The 16,258-nt window shown below is 70.9% G+C and carries 15 protein-coding genes; 1 reads left to right on the top strand and 14 read right to left on the bottom strand.

Features of this window, described 5'->3' with window-relative positions:
• Positions 1-343: 343 nt before the first annotated feature.
• The gene (locus Vlu01_RS26590) at positions 344-967 is read right to left on the bottom strand and encodes a mycothiol-dependent nitroreductase Rv2466c family protein (RefSeq protein WP_204004671.1); all 624 of its coding nucleotides are present in this window, start codon (positions 965-967) and stop codon (positions 344-346) included.
• A gap of 218 nt (positions 968-1,185) precedes the next feature.
• Between Vlu01_RS26590 and pepN the strand changes: the two genes are divergently transcribed.
• The gene (gene pepN, locus Vlu01_RS26585) at positions 1,186-3,735 is read left to right on the top strand and encodes an aminopeptidase N (protein WP_204004670.1); all 2,550 of its coding nucleotides are present in this window, start codon (positions 1,186-1,188) and stop codon (positions 3,733-3,735) included.
• 186 nt (positions 3,736-3,921) lie between these two features.
• Here pepN and Vlu01_RS26580 read toward each other — a convergent pair whose 3' ends face one another.
• From Vlu01_RS26580 to kynU, 13 genes are all read right to left on the bottom strand, one after another.
• Entirely contained in the window at positions 3,922-4,335 is a 414-nt protein-coding gene (locus Vlu01_RS26580; protein ID WP_204004669.1) for a DUF5130 family protein, read from the bottom strand.
• Positions 4,322-4,630, bottom strand: coding sequence for an aa3-type cytochrome oxidase subunit CtaJ (gene ctaJ, locus Vlu01_RS26575; protein WP_444543448.1), 309 nt, complete (start codon positions 4,628-4,630; stop codon positions 4,322-4,324). Before ctaJ ends, Vlu01_RS26580 begins: the two co-directional genes overlap by 14 nt.
• A gap of 46 nt (positions 4,631-4,676) precedes the next feature.
• Positions 4,677-6,140, bottom strand: a complete 1,464-nt coding sequence (locus Vlu01_RS26570; protein WP_204004667.1) for an amidase — start codon at positions 6,138-6,140, stop codon at positions 4,677-4,679.
• A gap of 220 nt (positions 6,141-6,360) precedes the next feature.
• Positions 6,361-7,386, bottom strand: coding sequence for an amidohydrolase family protein (locus Vlu01_RS26565; protein ID WP_204004665.1), 1,026 nt, complete (start codon positions 7,384-7,386; stop codon positions 6,361-6,363).
• Positions 7,386-7,910, bottom strand: a complete 525-nt coding sequence (locus Vlu01_RS26560) for a 3-hydroxyanthranilate 3,4-dioxygenase (RefSeq protein ID WP_204004663.1) — start codon at positions 7,908-7,910, stop codon at positions 7,386-7,388. The genes Vlu01_RS26565 and Vlu01_RS26560 overlap by 1 nt, the downstream gene beginning before the upstream one ends.
• Positions 7,907-8,335 carry a RidA family protein gene (locus tag Vlu01_RS26555; protein ID WP_204004660.1) on the bottom strand — a complete coding sequence of 143 codons (429 nt, stop codon included), beginning with the start codon at positions 8,333-8,335 and terminating at the stop codon, positions 7,907-7,909. The genes Vlu01_RS26560 and Vlu01_RS26555 overlap by 4 nt, the downstream gene beginning before the upstream one ends.
• A gap of 123 nt (positions 8,336-8,458) precedes the next feature.
• The gene (locus Vlu01_RS26550) at positions 8,459-9,232 is read right to left on the bottom strand and encodes a 2-keto-4-pentenoate hydratase (protein WP_204004657.1); all 774 of its coding nucleotides are present in this window, start codon (positions 9,230-9,232) and stop codon (positions 8,459-8,461) included.
• A complete protein-coding gene (dmpG, locus tag Vlu01_RS26545; protein ID WP_204004655.1) occupies positions 9,229-10,284 on the bottom strand; it encodes a 4-hydroxy-2-oxovalerate aldolase in 1,056 nt (351 codons plus the stop codon). Before dmpG ends, Vlu01_RS26550 begins: the two co-directional genes overlap by 4 nt.
• A complete protein-coding gene (locus tag Vlu01_RS26540; RefSeq protein WP_204004653.1) occupies positions 10,281-11,264 on the bottom strand; it encodes an acetaldehyde dehydrogenase (acetylating) in 984 nt (327 codons plus the stop codon). The genes dmpG and Vlu01_RS26540 overlap by 4 nt, the downstream gene beginning before the upstream one ends.
• The gene (locus Vlu01_RS26535; protein ID WP_204004650.1) at positions 11,261-12,067 is read right to left on the bottom strand and encodes a 2-keto-4-pentenoate hydratase; all 807 of its coding nucleotides are present in this window, start codon (positions 12,065-12,067) and stop codon (positions 11,261-11,263) included. Before Vlu01_RS26535 ends, Vlu01_RS26540 begins: the two co-directional genes overlap by 4 nt.
• Entirely contained in the window at positions 12,064-13,545 is a 1,482-nt protein-coding gene (locus Vlu01_RS26530; protein ID WP_204004727.1) for a 2-hydroxymuconic semialdehyde dehydrogenase, read from the bottom strand. The genes Vlu01_RS26535 and Vlu01_RS26530 overlap by 4 nt, the downstream gene beginning before the upstream one ends.
• A 20-nt stretch (positions 13,546-13,565) precedes the next feature.
• Complete coding sequence (locus tag Vlu01_RS26525; protein ID WP_204004645.1) at positions 13,566-14,897, bottom strand: FAD-dependent oxidoreductase; 1,332 nt, start codon at positions 14,895-14,897, stop codon at positions 13,566-13,568.
• Complete coding sequence (gene kynU / locus Vlu01_RS26520) at positions 14,894-16,249, bottom strand: kynureninase (protein WP_239096144.1); 1,356 nt, start codon at positions 16,247-16,249, stop codon at positions 14,894-14,896. Before kynU ends, Vlu01_RS26525 begins: the two co-directional genes overlap by 4 nt.
• Positions 16,250-16,258 lie beyond the last annotated feature (9 nt).

Raw genomic sequence — 16,258 nt, 5'->3', positions numbered from 1 at the left:
GGCCATCAGGCACCTCCACGAGCGGTGAGCTGCGGACATCCGGACAAACGAATCCGTCAAGGCACCGGTAACGCCGTGCCCGGCAGCGACGGCGCTGCCGGGTACGCGTTCGATGGCGTGTTAACAGGGGACCCTTGCTCTACCCCAGGCGTTAACAAGGTGCCCTTCCTTAGAGCGACCGGCAATAGGGCTGGCGGGGCTGCGGCACGCCCTGGCACTTCGGCTGGCGGCGTTGTCGTCGTCGGCCATGCAACACCGGCATGGCCTCCTCCTCCGCCTTGCCACCCTCGGCCAAGACCCGCCTCGCCTCCACCGCCCTACTGCCGGTCGCTCTTACTCCGAATCAGTCGAAGATGGGGTCGAGGTCGCGGGAGCGCTTGAGTTCGAAGAAGCCAGGAGTGCCAGCGACCAGCAGGACGCCGTCCCAGAGCCGACCGGCGCCCTCGCCCTTGGGCACCGGGGTGACCACCGGACCGAAGAAGGCGACCTGCTGGCCGTCGGGCCCGGGAGCGTGGATGACCGGGGTGCCGACGTCGGTGCCGACCGGCCGCATACCAGCCTCGTGGCTGGCCCGCAGGGGCGTGTCGAGCTCACTGTCTCCGGCCGCCTCGGCCAGCGCCGGTTCCAGGCCGGCGTCGGCCAGGGCGGCGACGTACAACTCCGGTCCGAGCGGCTCCTTGCCGAGATGGATCCGCGTCCCCAGGGCCGTGTAGAGCGCCCGCACGGCGTCCGGGCCGTGCCGCTGCTGCACGGCGACGCAGACCCGCACCGGACCCCACCCGTTCCGCATCAGTTCGCGGTAGTCGTCGGACAGTTCCCGACCCTCGTTGAGCACCGACAGGCTCATCACGTGGAAGCGGACGTCGACGGGGCGGACCCGCTCCACCTCCAGCAGCCATCTGGACGTCAGCCACGCCCACGGGCAGATCGGGTCGAACCACATGTCTACGTTGACGCGCTCGTTCACGACGAGATCCCTTCCCACTGGTGACGCCGGGTGCACCGGCATACTTCCGATCTTGCTTCGTTCCACTGCCCCCGACCCGAGGATCGACCCGTGACCTCGCCCACCACTACCTACCCGTACATGGAAGACTCAGGCCCGGACCGGCCGTCACGAGCGGTCGACGGACCATGCGGCCGTGACGGACGGCGATAGTGGGATGGAGACGAACAGTGCCGGGAGTGCGCAACCTGACGCAGGTCGAGGCGACCGAGCGGGCCCGCCTGCTCGACGTGACCGGGTACGACATCAGTCTTGACCTGACCAGTGCCGTTCACGCCGCCGACGGTCGTACCTTCCGGTCGACCACCGAGGTGCGGTTTCGCTGCACCGAGCCGGGCGTCAGCACGTTCATCGAGGTGGCGGCCGACTCGGTACGCTCGGCGACACTCAACGGCAGCCCGGTGGACCTGACCGGCTTCTCGGCCGAGAAGGGGCTCACGCTGACCGGGCTGGCCAGCGAGAACACGCTGATCGTCGACGCGGACTTCGCGTTCTCCAACTCGGGGCAGGGGCTGCACCGGTCCGTCGACCCGGTTGACGGTGAGACCTACCTCTACAGCCAGTTCGAGACGGCCGACGCGCAGCGGGTCTTCGCCTGCTTCGACCAGCCGGACCTGAAGAGCGTCTACACCTGGCACGCCACCGTCCCGGAGCACTGGAAGGTGATCTCCAACATGCCGGTGGAGCGCGAGGAGGCTGCCGGCGAGGGCCACAAGACCGTGCACTTCGCCACCTCGGCCCGGATGAGCACCTACATCACCGCGCTGTGCGCCGGGCCGTACCACGAGGTCAGGTACACCCACGACGGCATCGACCTGGGCTACTTCTGCCGGGCGAGCATGGCGCAGTACCTCGACTCCGACGACCTGAACCTGGTCACCACGCAGGGCTTCGACTTCTTCCACGAGCAGTTCGGGGTGCGTTACCCGCTCCCCAAGTACGACCAACTGTGGGTGCCGGACTTCAACGCCGGCGCGATGGAAAACTTCGGCTGCGTGACCCACGCCGAGTCGCACTACCTGTTCCGCTCGCAGGTCACCGACTTCGAGTACGAGCAGCGCGCGAACACCATCCTGCACGAGCTGGCACACATGTGGTTCGGCAACCTGGTCACCATGCGCTGGTGGAACGACCTGTGGCTGAACGAGTCGTTCGCCGAGTGGGCCAGCCACTGGTGCAACACGCACGCCACCCGGTTCACCGAGGCGTGGACGACCTTCCTGTCCATCCGGAAGAACTGGGGCTACCGGCAGGACCAGCTCTCCTCCACCCACCCGGTCTACTGCGAGATGCCCGACCTGGAGGCGGTCGAGGTCAACTTCGACGGCATCACGTACGCCAAGGGCGCCAGCGTGCTCAAGCAGTTGGTCGCCTATGTGGGCGAGGAGCCGTTCCTGGCCGGTCTGCGCGCCTACTTCGCCCGGCACGCCTGGGGCAACGCCACCTTCGACGACCTGCTGGCCGAGTTGGAGACCGCCTCCGGCCGCAAGTTGACCACGTTCGCCTCGCAGTGGCTGGAGACCGCACAGGTCAACACGCTGCGCCCCGAGCTGACCGTCGGTGCGGACGGCAACTACCAGCAGGTGCTGGTCCGTCAGGACGCACCGCAGGGTCACCCGACCCTGCGTACCCACCGGATCGGGGTGGGTCTCTACGACCTTCGCGACGGTCGGTTGGTACGCCGCGAGCGGTACGAGGTCGACGTCGACGGCGAACTGACCGAGCTCACCGAGCTCAGCGGTGTGCCCGCCGCCGACGTGCTGCTGCTCAACGACGACGACCTCAGCTACACCAAGCTTCGGTTGGACGAGCGGTCGATGGCGACGGTGGTGCAGCACATCGCCGGCTTCGAGTCGTCACTGGCGCGGGCGCTGTGCTGGACCGCCGCCTGGGACATGACCCGGGACGCCGAACTGGCCACCCGCGACTACGTCGCCCTGGTGCTGGCCGGGCTGCCGGCGGAGACGGACATCAACGTGGTGACCGCGACGCTGCGCCAGGTCAGCAGCGCGCTGACCTTCTACGCCGACCCGGACTGGGCGCCGACCGGCTGGGCCGACCTGGCCCGCTCCGCGAAGGCGGCGCTCGCCGCGGCCGAACCGGGCAGCGGTTTCCAGCTGGCCTGGGCCCGGGCGTACGTCTCGGCGGCCCGGTCCGGCGAGGACCTGGCGGTGCTGCGCGGCTGGCTGGAGGGCACCCAGGTGACTCCGGGCTTGACCATCGACACCGAGCTGCGGTGGAGCGTGCTGCAGGCCCTGGTGGCCAACGGCGTGGCTGGGACGGCGGAGATCGAGGCGGAGCTGGCCCGGGACAAGACCTCCAGTGGTGAGCGGGAGGCTGCCTTCGCGCACGCGCTGGTGCCGACCGAGGCCAACAAGGCCGCCGTCTGGGCGCAGTTGACCGGCCCGGAGGCGCTGCCGAACTGGCGACACCGGGCGCTGTTGCAGGGCTTCAGCCACCCCACGCAGGTGGAACTGGTCACGCCGTTCCGGGACCGGTACTTCGCCGCGGTGGGCCAGGTCTGGGCAACCCGGGACAGCGAGCCGGCGCAGGAGTTCGCCATGCTCATGTACCCGGCGTACCTGGTGGCGGAGGAGACCGTCGAAGCCACCGATGCCTGGCTGGCGCAGGAGGGTCACCCGGGGCCGCTGCGGCGACTGGTCGCCGAGGGCCGCGACGGCGTGGTCCGCGCGCTCGCCGCGCAGGCCTGCGACGCCCGGACGGCCTGATCGACGCGGACCTGGAGCCGGCGTGGGTGGGAGTCCGCGCCGGCTTCGTCGGTTAGGTGACGGAGCCATGGCCGGGGGCTCGATCCGTCCACCTGGACACGGTGCGACCGGGCGCAGGATCCCGGTCACGGAAAAGCCCGGCCGCGCGAGGCGCGCGCCGGGCTCTTACGTCGCAGGGGTCGGGCTTCAGCCCTTGCCGGCGTAGCGGGAGAGCTGGTCGAGGCCCTGGATGATGCCGCCGGCAAGGTCGCCGCCGCCGAACGACGCCACCATCGACAGTGCGGCGATCTTGGCGTACGTGTCCGGGACGCGCTTGCGGGCGTACCGACCGGTGACGATCTCCAGCTGCCGCTGGTTGGGCGAGATCGCGATGAGCACCGACCGGTCGGGCTCGGCGAGCTGCCGGTGCAGCCGCTCGGCGTGCTCCCGGATCGGCTCGTCGAGGCCACCCACGAAGACGGAGAAGACCAGGCCGGTGGAGCGGTCGGCGAGGCGCAGCGCCTCGTCGATGCGCAACAGCTGGCGGGTCGAGAACGGCCCGTCGAGCACGTCGGGCGGGGTTTCCGTCCCGGCCTCGTGCTGCTTCTCACCAACGGTCACTTGCGCCTCCGGTTCCACCGGCCGGCGCCTCGACGCCGGTCTGGTCCTGCGTGCGGCTGGTCAGCGCGGGCGCCTGTGCCCCCACCGACAGCGCGGTGCCCGCGGAGTCGGCCAGCTCCTCCGGGCGGCCGAGGAACCACACCGGAGTGAAGCTGAACGGCCGGCCCGGCCGGTAGCGCTTGGCACCGCCACCACCACCCTGGCTGCCCGCGTAGACGAGGCCGGTGATCACCAGCACGATGGCTGCCGGGATGCCGACGAAGACCAGCAACGTGTCGGTTACAGACAATCCCAACGCCCCCAGGCGGAAAGAGAGACCTTCGATCGGATCGGGTGGCGGATCACGACGGTGACCTCCCGACCCCGCTGTCATTCACGTTAGCGGAGCCGACGCTCCGCCAGACCGCGGGGTGCCGATCCCACCCGCCACTGGAGGCTTCCAGTTGCGCAGCGGTCGCGATCAGTCTCGCATCGTCACCGTAGTGACCGGTGAGCAGTACGCCGACCGGCAGCCCTTCGGCGGTCACCCCGACCGGCAACGAAACGGATGGCTGGCCGGTGACGTTGAACACCGCGCAGTACGGCGAGAAGCGGCGTTGCCGGTCGAAGTCCTCCGCCGGAGTGCGTCCCTGGGTGAACCAACCGATCGGTGCCTGCGGGGCCGCCAGGGTCGGACAGAGCAGCAGGTCGCAGCCGGCGGTCCGGCGGACACCGAGGCGTACCTGTGCCTGGATCTCGCTGAGGGTCGCGGTGAGGGTGCCGGCGGAGATGCCGGCGGCCTGAGTCCGCAGGTGACGGGTCAGTGGCAGCAGCTCGGACTCCCGTTGCGGCGGCACCGGGGCGAGCGCGAGGACGTACCAGACGATCTCGAACAGCGGCCAGACCTGCGGGCCGAGCGGCGACGGCACCTCGACCACCTCGTGCCCGGCGGCGGCGAGCAGCGCGGCGGCCCGGTCCACCGCGGCGACGCAGTCCGGGTGGACCGGTTCGTCGGCGAGCATCGGAGTGGTGAACCGGCCGACCCGCAACCGGCCGGGCGAGGCGGCGCGGGCGGCGGCAAGGTAGCCGCCGGGCGGCGGTGGCGGCGGCAGGTAGGGCTCGCCCGGCACCGGTTCGGCCAGCACGTCCAGCAGCGCGGCCACGTCGGAGACGGTCCGCCCGAGCGGACCGCTGGTCGGCAGGCCGAAGGCGCCGAAGCCGAGCGGGCCACCGGAGACGAGGCCACGGCTGGGCTTGTACCCGATCAGCCCGCACAGCGACGCGGGGATCCGCAGGGAACCACCGCCGTCGGAGCCCTGCGCCACCGGCACCAGGCCCGCCGCCACGGCCGCCGCCGCGCCGCCGCTCGACCCACCGGCGGTGTTGGCCAACGCCCACGGATTGCGGGCCGGCGGTGCCACCAGGGTCTCCGAGTACAGCGAGCAGCCCAGCTCCGAGGTGGTGGTCTTGCCGAGGCTGACCAGGCCCGCAGCCCGCATGAAGCGCACCACGTCGGCGTCGACGGGCGGCACGAAGTCAGCGAAGGCCGCCGAACCGAAGGTGGTGCGGACACCGGCCGTCAGCGTCAGATCCTTGATCGCGGTCGGTACCCCGTGCAGTGGCCCACGCTGATCCGCCGGCACCGCGTCGGCGGCGCGGGCGGCGTCACGCGCCAGCTCCGCGGTGACGGTGACGAAGGCACCGACGGTGTCGCCGAGCGCGTCGACCCGCCGCAGGTGATGCTCGACCAGGTCCAGGCTCGACAACTCGCCATTGGCGATCGCGGCAGCCTGTTCCAGCGCGGTCAGGTCGTGCGGCTCGGCCATGCCGCCATCCTGCCCGCTCCGGCCACCCGCCGCCTCCCGACACGAGTGTCACCGGCTCAGGAAAGAGTTCCCGGCGGCGAGACCCACTCCGAGCGTGGTCCACCCACCTCCGCCAACAGGTCGAATCCCCGGTCGTAGTGGAGAACGGTGGCCGCGTTTTCAGCGGCCGAGGCGGCCACCATGAGATCTACCGGGCTGGCGGCTCGGTGGTGGCCCCCGCTCAAGCAGCTCGGTCGAGGAAGCGGAGGGCGTTGGTGGAGAGCAGATTGGCGCGCTGGGCGTCGGTGAGGAAGTCGGCCTGGTGGACCACCGCGCCGGCCGGGCGTTCACCCAGGGGGTACGGGTAGTCGCTGCCCATCAGCACCCGATCGGCGCCCATGGTGTCGACGAGCAGGCGCAGCGCCGGAGCCGAGAAGACCACCGAGTCGACGTAGAACCGGTCGACGTAGGAGCTGGGCGGGGCGGCGGACGCACCGCGTACCAGGTCGCCCCGGCGGTGCCAGGCGTTGTCGGCGCGCCCCAGCCAGAAGGGGAAGCTGCCGCCACCGTGGGCGAAGCAGATCCGCAACGTTTCCGGCACCCGGTCGAACACCCCGCCGAGGATCATCGCCAGCACCGACAGGTGGGTCTCGGCGGGCATCCCGGTGAGCCACCGGGCCATCCAGCGGTCCAGCCGGGGACCGCCGGCCATGTCCCAGGGGTGGACGAAGACCGGCGCGCCGACCTCGGCGCAGTGGGTCAGGAACGTCACGATGCCGGCGTCGTCAAGATCCCGCTCGCCGACGTGGTTACCGATCTCCACGCCGACGTGACCGGCCCTCAGGCAGCGGTCCACCTCGGCGCAGGCCGCGTCCGGGTCCTGCAACGGCACCTGGCAGAACGGCAGCAGCCGGCCTCCACCGGCGGCGGCGATCTCCAGAGTCAGGTCGTTGAAGATCCGGGCCACCTTCACCGCCTGCTCGGCGGGACGGTCATAACAGAAGAAGACCGGCGTGGGAGAGATCACCTGCACATCGACCCCGTCGGCCGCCATGTCGGCCAGCCGGGTGTCGGCGTCCCAGCACTCCGCGCCGACCGGGCGGAACTCCGTCTCCCCAACCATGATCATGGCGGCGCGTTCCGAGTCGATCCGGAGCCAGGGCCAACCGGACCCGCCGCACGCCACGGTCAGGTCCGGCCATCCCTTCGGTACGACGTGCGTGTGCACGTCCACCACCGGCGACACCGACGGCGTTGGACCGGCCATCAGCCCTTACCCGGGTGCAGGGTGCCGCAGTTGTCGCAGGTACGCGCCGACTCGTCGGCGTAGAACGCCGCGAAGACCGGGGGCAGGTCGGCGGCGATGTCGCGCACCTGCAACTCGACCTCGTGCACCTTGTGCGAGCACTCGAGGCAGTACCACTGGAACTTCTCCAGCGTCCCCTCCTCGCGTACCCGCTCGATCACCATCCCGATGGAGCCGGCCTCCGGCCGCTGCGGCGAGTGCGGCGTGTTCCGTGGCAACATCCACATCTGCCCCTCGCGCACGTGCACCGTACGCGGACCGTCCGGAAGCATCAGGTTGATGTGCATGTTGCCCTTGACCTGGTAGAAGAACTCCTCGTACGGGTCGACGTGGAAGTCGGTCCGCTGGTTCGGCCCACCGACCACCATCACGATGAAGTCCTCGGAGCCGGGCAGCATCTCCTTGTTGCCCACCGGCGGCTTGAGCAGGTGCTGGTTCTCCGCAATCCACCCGGGGAAGCTGAACGGCTCGGCGATCTCACTCATGACTGGCCTCCTTCTGGGAGCAGGGCGACGGCCTGCATCTCGATCAGCAGGTGCGGATGCGGCAACTGGTGCACGGCGACGGTCGTCCGGGTCGGCCCGGTCGCGTCGAAGAACTCCGCCCACACCTCGTTGTAGCCACCGAAGTCATTCATGTTGACCAGGTAGGTGGTCACCTGGACCAGGTCGGTCAGCTCGGCACCGACCGACCGCAGCAGGTCCGCGATGTTCTCGATCACCGCTCGCGTCTGAGCCCGGATGTCCAGATCGGTCGTGCCGAACTCGTCCACCGACACGCCCGCGAACGTGTTGTCCGGTCGCCGAGACGACGTACCGGACACGAAGACGAACCCACCCGCCACCTTGACGTGCGGAAACGCCCCCCGAGGAACCGCCTTCCCCGCCACCACCCGAGCCCCGTCACCCATGACACCCACCTCGCAGCGGCGCACGAACCCCGACCACGTCGGGGTTCCGGGCAGCCCGACCGGCGCAGGGATCAAGCCTGACCGCCCGGAGCCGGTTGGGCTGCCCGGAACCCTCGCCCCAACTCACGACGAACTCCGCAACGAAGCCGTACCGAGCTTCTCGACAACCGCACGCACATGAGCGCCAGCACGCAACGGAACAGCAGCCGTCGCCGCGCCGGCCAGGAAGACCCAGCCCTCGCGCAGCCGCACCCCGTGCCGCCCCGCCAGCCGAATGCCCTCGTCGAGCGCCCGGCGCGGGTCACCGAGGATGGCCGCCGTCGAGCCCACCTGCGTCGGGCGTCCGTCGATCTCCAGCAGCACGCCCAGGTTGTCCAGCCCGTCCGGCACCGGCGACCACGGCCCGATCACGAAGGCACCGGCCGAGGTGTTGTCGGCGATGACGTCCGGCAGGGAGAAGGTGAAGTTCGCGTACCGGGAGTCGATCAGCTCGATCGCCGGAGCGACCGCCCGCACCGCGTCGGTGAAGTCACCGACCGGCTCACCCGGCTCGGGAAGCCGGTCCAGCAGAAACGCCACCTCCGGCTCGACCCGGGGGTGGATGAAGTCGGCCACGTCGATCGTGCCGCCGTCGGGGATCCGCATCACGTCGGTGAGCCGACCCCAGATCACCTCGTCCACCCCGACCTGGGCCATCTTCGCCTTGCTGGTCAGGCCCATCTTCAACCCGACGAGCCGCTCCCCCCGGTCCAGCCGGCGCTGCACCAGGGCCGTCTGCACCGCGTACGCGGCGTCGACGTCCAACCCGGTCTCGGCGGCGAGTTGAGCGATCGCGGTCGCGGTGTCGGCGGCTCTGCCGAGCGTCTCGGCGATCCCCGCGATGTCCGGCCCGATCATGAGTTCTCCTTGCCAGCCAGGTCCAGCGCCACGTCGACGATCATGTCTTCCTGCCCGCCGACCATCCGGCGTCGGCCCAGTTCCACCAGGATCGAACGGACGTCCACGCCGTAGCGCGCCGAGGCCCGTTCGGCGTGGCGCAGGAAGCTGGAGTAGACCCCCGCGTACCCCAGGGAGAGGGTCTCCCGGTCGACCTGGACGGGCCGGTCCTGCAATGGACGGACGAGGTCGTCGGCGGCGTCCATCAGCGCGAAGACGTCGCAGCCGTGTTGCCAGCCGTGCAGTTCGGCGACCGCGACGAAGACCTCCAGGGGCGCGTTGCCGGCGCCGGCCCCCATGCCGGCGAGGGAGGCGTCCACCCGGACCGTCCGGCCGGCCGGCGACCCGACCGGGCCGGTACCGGCGATCCGGCCGTGTTCGACGGCGATCACGCTGTTGGCCACCCCGAGGGAGAGGTTGTGGTGGGCGTGGATGCCGATCTGGGTGGTCGGTTCGAGGACCTGCCGGTACGCGTCGACGCGCTGCGCGACGTCGGACATCAGCAGCCGGCCGCCGGAGTCGGTGACGTAGACGCAGTGCGCCCCGTAGGACTCCATCAGCTTGGCCTGCGCGGCCAGCCCGGCCGGGTCGTTCATGTGCGACATCATCAGGAAGCCGGCCACGTCCATGCCGTTCTCCCGGGCCCAGGAGATGTGCTGGGCGGAGATGTCGGCCTCGGTGCAGTGGGTGGCGATCCGGACGCTGCTCACCCCGAGCGCCCGGGCGGCCTTCAGGTCGGCGATGGTGCCGATGCCGGGCAGCAGCAGGGTGGTCAGCTTCGCCCTGGTCATCACCTCGGCCGCCGCCGCGATCCAGTCGGCGTCGCTGGCCGCGCCGTGGCCGTAGTTGACGCTCGACCCGGCCAGCCCGTCACCGTGGGCGACCTCGATCGCGGCGACCCCGGCGGTGTCGAGCGCGGCGGCGATGGTGCGGACCTGGTCGACGGTGTAGCGGTGCGCGATGGCGTGCATCCCGTCACGCAACGTCACATCCTGGATGTACAGCTCCGTCACCGGTGCCTCCCGTCGTCCGCGATCGCAGGCTCCGCTGCGCTCGGAGCGCCCACCCCGGCAACCACCTTCCGCAGGGCGACCAGCCGCTGCGCGGTACGCAGCGCGGCCGAGGTCATGATGTCCAGGTTCCCGGCGTACGCGGGCAGGTAGTGCCCGGCGCCGGAGACCTCCAGGAAGACCGAGACCTGCAACCCGGTGAGTTGCCGCCCCAGCGACGGCACGTAGGCGTCGACGGGGTCGAACTGCACGTCCTGCTTGAGCCGGTAGCCGGGCACGTACTCCTGCACGGTGGTCACCATGTCGGCGACGGAGGCGGCGATGGCCGCGCGGTCGGCGTCCAGGTCGGGGCAGAGGCAGTAGACGGTGTCACGCATCAGCAGCGGCGGATCGGCCGGATTGAGCACGATGATCGCCTTGCCTCGGTCGGCACCGCCGACCACCTCGATCGCTCGGGCCGTGGTCTCGGTGAACTCGTCGATGTTGGCCCGGGTGCCCGGACCGGCCGACCGCGAGGCGATCGACGCGACGATCTCCCCGTACGCCACCGGCGTCACCCGCCGTACCGCGGCGACGATCGGCACCGTCGCCTGCCCACCGCAGGTGACCATGTTGAGGTTGGTCTCGCCCAGGTGCTCTTCCAGATTGACCGGCGGCACGACGTACGGGCCGATCGCCGCCGGCGTCAGGTCGATCACGGTCCGTCCGTGCGCGCGCAGCACCGTGTCGTTGTGCCGGTGCGCGCCGGCCGAAGTGGCGTCGAAGACCAGCTCCACGTCGGCGAACTCAGGCATCGCGACCAGGCCCGCCACGCCGTCGGCCGTGGTGGCCACGCCGAGCCGTCGCGCCCTCGCCAGCCCGTCGGAGGCGGGGTCGATACCGGCCATCGCCACCATCCGCAGCGAATCCGACAGCCGCAGTACCTTGATCATCAGGTCGGTGCCGATGTTGCCCGACCCGATCACCGCCACGCCCGTCGTCATCCGGCTGATCCCTCCTTCGTGAAGCAGGTCCGCACCGAGCCGAGGCCGGAGATCCGGGCCTCGTACGCCGCGCCCGGGGTCACCGCCACCATCGGGCCGAGCGCGCCGGACAGCACCACGTCCCCGGCGCGCAGCGGTTCACCGGCGCGGGCCATGGTGCCGGCCAGCCAGGCCAGCGCGTGCAACGGATTGCCCAGGCAGGCCGCCCCGGCACCCACCGACACCGGCTCACCGGCGTGTTCGAGGACCATCCCGCACAGCCGCAGGTCGACCTCGGTCGGCCGGCGGGGCGTGGTGCCGAGCACGAACAGGCCGCTGGAGGCGTTGTCCGCGACCGTGTCCACAATGGAAATGTCCCAGCCAACGACCCGCGAGTCGACGATCTCGATGGCCGGCAGCAGATGGTCGACGGCGCGCAGCAGGTCAGCGGTGGTGACCCGCTCGTCGGGCAGGTCGACACCGAGCACGAAGGCCACCTCCGCCTCCACCCGGGGTTGCAGCAGGCGGCCGATCGGCACCTCGACGCCGTCGGGCACCGCCATCGCGTCGGTGAGCACCCCGAAGTCCGGCTCGTACACCCCTAAGCTCTCCTGGACCACCCGGGAGGTCAACCCGATCTTCGCGCCCACCCGGCGCTGCCCCGACGCCAGCCACTCGCCCACCTGGCGCTGCTGCACCCGGTACGCGGCCTCGACGTCCCCCTCCGGAAGCAACCGTCCACGCAACGGCGGACAGGGCTTCCCGCTCGCCCGAGCCTCGGAAAGTTCCCGGGCCGCCACCTCAACATCGCAACGCTCGCTCATGACAGATCCACGCAGACGTTCGTCAGTTCGGAGTAGAAATCCAACGAGTGCACGCCGCCCTCCCGCCCGATACCGGAGGCCTTCACCCCACCGAACGGGGTGCGCAGGTCACGCAGGAACCAGGTGTTGACCCAGACGATGCCGGCGTCCAACCGGGCACCGGCCCGGTGCGCGCGACCCACATCACGGGTCCAGACCGTCGCCGCCAGGCCGTACTCGGTGCCATTGGCCAGGGCGTACGCCTCGTCCTCGTCGTCGAACGGCGCTACGTGCACCACTGGACCGAAGATCTCCTCGCGGTTGGTCCGCGCCTCCGGTCCGAGCCCGGTCAGCACCGTCGGCTGCACGTACGCGCCACCGTCTCGGGCGTCGTCGAACCGTGGCACTCCACCGCCCACGAGCACCCGCGCGCCCTCGGCCCGCGCCAGGTCGTAGTGCCCGAGCACCTTGTCCCGATGGCCGTGCGAGATCAGCGGCATGTTCACCGTCGCCGCATCGGCCGGCCAGCCGTACGCCAGCTCGCCAGCGCGCTCGGCCAGCCGCGCGGTGAACTCCTCGAAAACCGGTCGCTGCACGTAGATCCGTTCGGTGCAGAGGCAGACCTGCCCACCGTTGGTGAAACTCGACCGCACCGAACCGGCCACCGCCGCGTCCAGATCGGCGTCGGCGAAGACCAGCCCGGCGTTCTTGCCACCCAGCTCGAAGCTGACCGCCTTCACCCCGTCGGCAGCAGCCCGCATGATGGCGCCGCCGGTGGCCGACTCACCGGTGAAGGTGATCGCGTCGACGCCCGGGTGGCGGGTGAGGAACTCGCCGGCCGAGCCGGGCCCGAAGCCGTGCACCAGGTTGAACACGCCGTCCGGCACCCCGGCCGCCGCCATCACCTCGGCGAGCAGCGTGGCCGATGCCGGCGTCTCCTCGCTCGGCTTGACCACCACCGCGTTACCGCAGGCCAGGGCGGGGGCGACCTTCCAGGTGAGCAGCAGCAGCGGCAGGTTCCACGGGACGATCACCGCGACCACACCCACCGGCTTGCGCACCGCGTAGTTGAGCGCCCGACCACCGGTCGGCGTGACCGTGGTGAACGACTCGGTCGGCGTGGTCGCCACGATCTCCGCGAAGGCCCGGAAGTTCGCCGCGCCACGCGGGATGTCCAGGGTACGAGCCTGCGAGATGGCCTTGCCGGTGTCGGCGACCTCGGCGGCCACCAGGTCGTCGAAGCGGCGCTCCAACTCGTCGGCGACCCGGCGCAGCACCTCGGCGCGCTCCCGCTCCCCTGCCCGGCCCCACGGGCCCCGCAACGCCGTCCGCGCCGCCGCCACCGCGTCGTCCACAGTAGATCGGTCAGCCTCGACGACCTCGAAAACCGGCTCGCCGGTCACCGGGCTGCGTTTGGTGAACCGGGTTCCGGCGTCGACGAACTCGCCGCCGACGAAGTTGCGCAGCAAGCCCGGCCCGTCCGGTGCCCGGCCGGCCATCAGTCGTGGATCCCAGCGGGTCATCCGCGCCTCCTGAGCGCGGACGCCACCACCGCGCCGGCCACCGCCACCAGGCCGGCCGCCGCCAGGCCGACCACCTGGTACTGCCGGCGGACGCGACGTCGCACCTGCGCGTACGGGACGGTGGAGAAGGACACCAGTTCGTACTGGGAGACGTACCGGCCGGGCAGCGCACGCTCCAACGCGTGCTCGACCTGCTTGCGGGCCCGGAAGACCGGCGAGCCGACCTTGTCGCGCATCTCCACGAAGTTGGCAAGCGCCATCCGGGCAATCGCCTCGGCATTGTCCTGCCGGCGGTGCTGGAACAGCGGCAGTGCCGCCGACCAGTCCCCGGCGCACTCGTCGAGACAGCGGTCCAGCTCCACCACGTCTTCGAAGGCGCAGTTCGCGCCCTGACCGTAGAACGGCACGATGGCGTGCGCCGCATCACCGAGCAGGGCGACCCGCCCGTCGACCTGCCACGGGTCGCACCGCACCGTGCCGAGCACCCCGACCGGGTTGTGCTGGTAGTCGTCGACCAGGTTCGGGGCGATCGGCGGCAGGTCCGGATAGTGCTGCGCGAAGTGCCGCTCGATCGCCGCCGCGCTGCCCAGCGAGGCGAAGCTGGCGGTGCCGTGGGTGGGCCAGAACAGGGTGCAGGTGAACGAGCGGTCCGGGTTGGGCAGCGCGATCATCATCGAGGTGCCGCGCGGCCAGATGTGCAGGGCCCCCGGGTCCAGGGCGAAGTCGCCACCGAGCGGCGGGATGGTCAGTTCCTTGTAGCCGTAGTCGAGGAAGTCGACGCTCTCGGTGACCAGGTCGTGGGCGAGCAACTGCCCGCGTACGGCCGAACCGGCACCGTCGGCGCCGAGCACCACGCGCGCCCGCGCGGTGGCCGTGCCCTGCGGCGTCTCGAAGGTCATCGTCCCGGTCGCCGGATCGAGCCCGACCAACCGGTGATCGAAGGCGATCCGCACTCCCGGCAGCTTGGCGGCGGCCTCCAGCAGGGCATTGTTCAACGCGCCACGGCCTATCGAGTTGATCGCCAGATCACCGGAGCTGCTGTACGGCTGGAGTCCCGGGGCACCGTTCACCGGATGGACCATGCGGCCCCGCATCGGCAACGCGTCCGCCATCACCTGCTCGACGAGTCCGATCCGACGCAGCGCGTCGAGCCCCCGCTCGGAGAGCGCCAGGTTGATCGAGCGACCTCGCTCGGGCGTGCCGCTACGCGGGTCCGGACGTCGCTCGTAGAGCGCCACCGGATAGCCCCGGTGGGCCAGGAAGCAGGCCAGCAGGCAACCGGCCAGCCCGGCGCCCACCACCGCGATCTCGTCGCGTTCCTGGGTCAACGGGCCACCTCCGCAACCGTCGCGGCCAGCGCGTCGGCGACCCGCCAGCAGTCGTGGTACGTCGAGTACAGCGGCACCGGGGCGAACCGGACCACATCCGGTTCCCGGGCGTCAGCGATCACCCCGTGTTCGTGGCGCAGTCGCTTGGTCAGCTCGTTGGCGCTGCCCTCACCGATGCGTACCGAGAGCTGACAACCACGTCGCCGCGGCTCGCGGGGGGTGATCACGGTGAGTGGACGGCTGGCGGTGACCTCGTCCAGCAGCCGCTCCAGGTAACCGGTGAGCCGAAGGCTGCGCTCCCGCAGCGCCGGCATGCCGACCGAGTCGAACAGCTCCAGCGACGTGCGGACCGGACCCATCGCGAAGATCGGCGGGTTGGAGATCTGCCACGCCTCGACGGTGGTCGGTGGCCGGCTGACCGGTGCCATCTCGAACCGGGTGGCCGCCGCCGTGCTCCACCACCCCTCGAAGCGGGGCAGCGTCGGATCGCCGTGGTGCCGTTCGTGCACGAAAACCCCGGCCAACGCCCCGGGGCCGGAGTTCAGGTACTTGTAGGAGCACCAGGCAGCGAAGTCGACGTCCCAATCGTGCAGCGACAGCGGCACGTTACCGGCCGCGTGCGCCAGGTCCCACCCGACGACCGCGCCGGCGGCCCGGCCGGCCGCGGTGATCGCCGGGATGTCCATCAGCTCGCCGGTGAGGTAGTTGACGCCACCGAGCAGGACCAGCGCCACGGTGTGCCCCTCGGCCGCCAGGTAACCGGTGACGTCCTCGGTCCGCAGGGTGTCCTCACCGGGACGCGGCGCGAGCCGGACGACCGTGCTGTCGGGGTCGAGGCCGTGGAACCGCGCCTGGCTGCGCACCGCGTAGCTGTCCGACGGGAAGGCGGTGTCCTCGATGACGATCCGGGTCCGCTCCCCCACCGGCCGGTAGAAGCTGACCATCAGCAGATGCAGGTCGACCGTCAGCGAGTTCATCACCACGGTCTCCGTGGGCAGGGCGCCGACCAGTCGGGCGGCCGGCGCCGTCAACAGCTCGTGGTACGGCAGCCAGGGCCGTTCCCCCGCCAGGTGCCCTTCCACGCCGAGCCGGCGCCAGGCATCCAGGTCGGCCAGGAGTTCGTCGCGGGTGGCCCTCGGTTGCAGGCCGAGCGAGTTACCCGCCAGGTACGCGGCCTCCGGATAGCGTCCACCGTCGGCCGGCGGCACGTGAAACAGGTGCCGGTGCCCCGGCTCGGCCGCGTCCAGGCGGAGCGCCTCAGCCTCGCCGAGGCCCGGCTGCTCAGCCTCGCCGAGGCCCGGCTGCTCCTCGCCGAGGCGCGGAGCGACCGCGTCGGCCTTCCTCTTTGCCATCTCCGTCAC

Source organism: Micromonospora lutea (genome assembly GCF_016863535.1).
Classification (GTDB): domain Bacteria; phylum Actinomycetota; class Actinomycetes; order Mycobacteriales; family Micromonosporaceae; genus Micromonospora; species Micromonospora lutea.
Note: the sequence above shows the minus strand (reverse complement) of the source record. Positions and strands in the feature narration are given on the sequence as shown.

What these genes read in the sequence shown, in the direction of transcription:
- Vlu01_RS26570 (WP_204004667.1), bottom strand. Translation starts at nt 6,140, where the DNA reads ATGGCCGAGCCGCACGACCTGACCGCGCTGGAACAGGCTGCCGCGATC.
- Vlu01_RS26565 (WP_204004665.1), bottom strand. Translation starts at nt 7,386, where the DNA reads ATGGCCGGTCCAACGCCGTCGGTGTCGCCGGTGGTGGACGTGCACACG.
- Vlu01_RS26560 (WP_204004663.1), bottom strand. Translation starts at nt 7,910, where the DNA reads ATGAGTGAGATCGCCGAGCCGTTCAGCTTCCCCGGGTGGATTGCGGAG.
- Vlu01_RS26555 (WP_204004660.1), bottom strand. Translation starts at nt 8,335, where the DNA reads ATGGGTGACGGGGCTCGGGTGGTGGCGGGGAAGGCGGTTCCTCGGGGG.
- Vlu01_RS26550 (WP_204004657.1), bottom strand. Translation starts at nt 9,232, where the DNA reads ATGATCGGGCCGGACATCGCGGGGATCGCCGAGACGCTCGGCAGAGCC.
- Vlu01_RS26540 (WP_204004653.1), bottom strand. Translation starts at nt 11,264, where the DNA reads ATGACGACGGGCGTGGCGGTGATCGGGTCGGGCAACATCGGCACCGAC.
- Vlu01_RS26535 (WP_204004650.1), bottom strand. Translation starts at nt 12,067, where the DNA reads ATGAGCGAGCGTTGCGATGTTGAGGTGGCGGCCCGGGAACTTTCCGAG.
- Vlu01_RS26530 (WP_204004727.1), bottom strand. Translation starts at nt 13,545, where the DNA reads ATGGCCGGCCGGGCACCGGACGGGCCGGGCTTGCTGCGCAACTTCGTC.
- kynU (WP_239096144.1), bottom strand. Translation starts at nt 16,249, where the DNA reads ATGGCAAAGAGGAAGGCCGACGCGGTCGCTCCGCGCCTCGGCGAGGAG.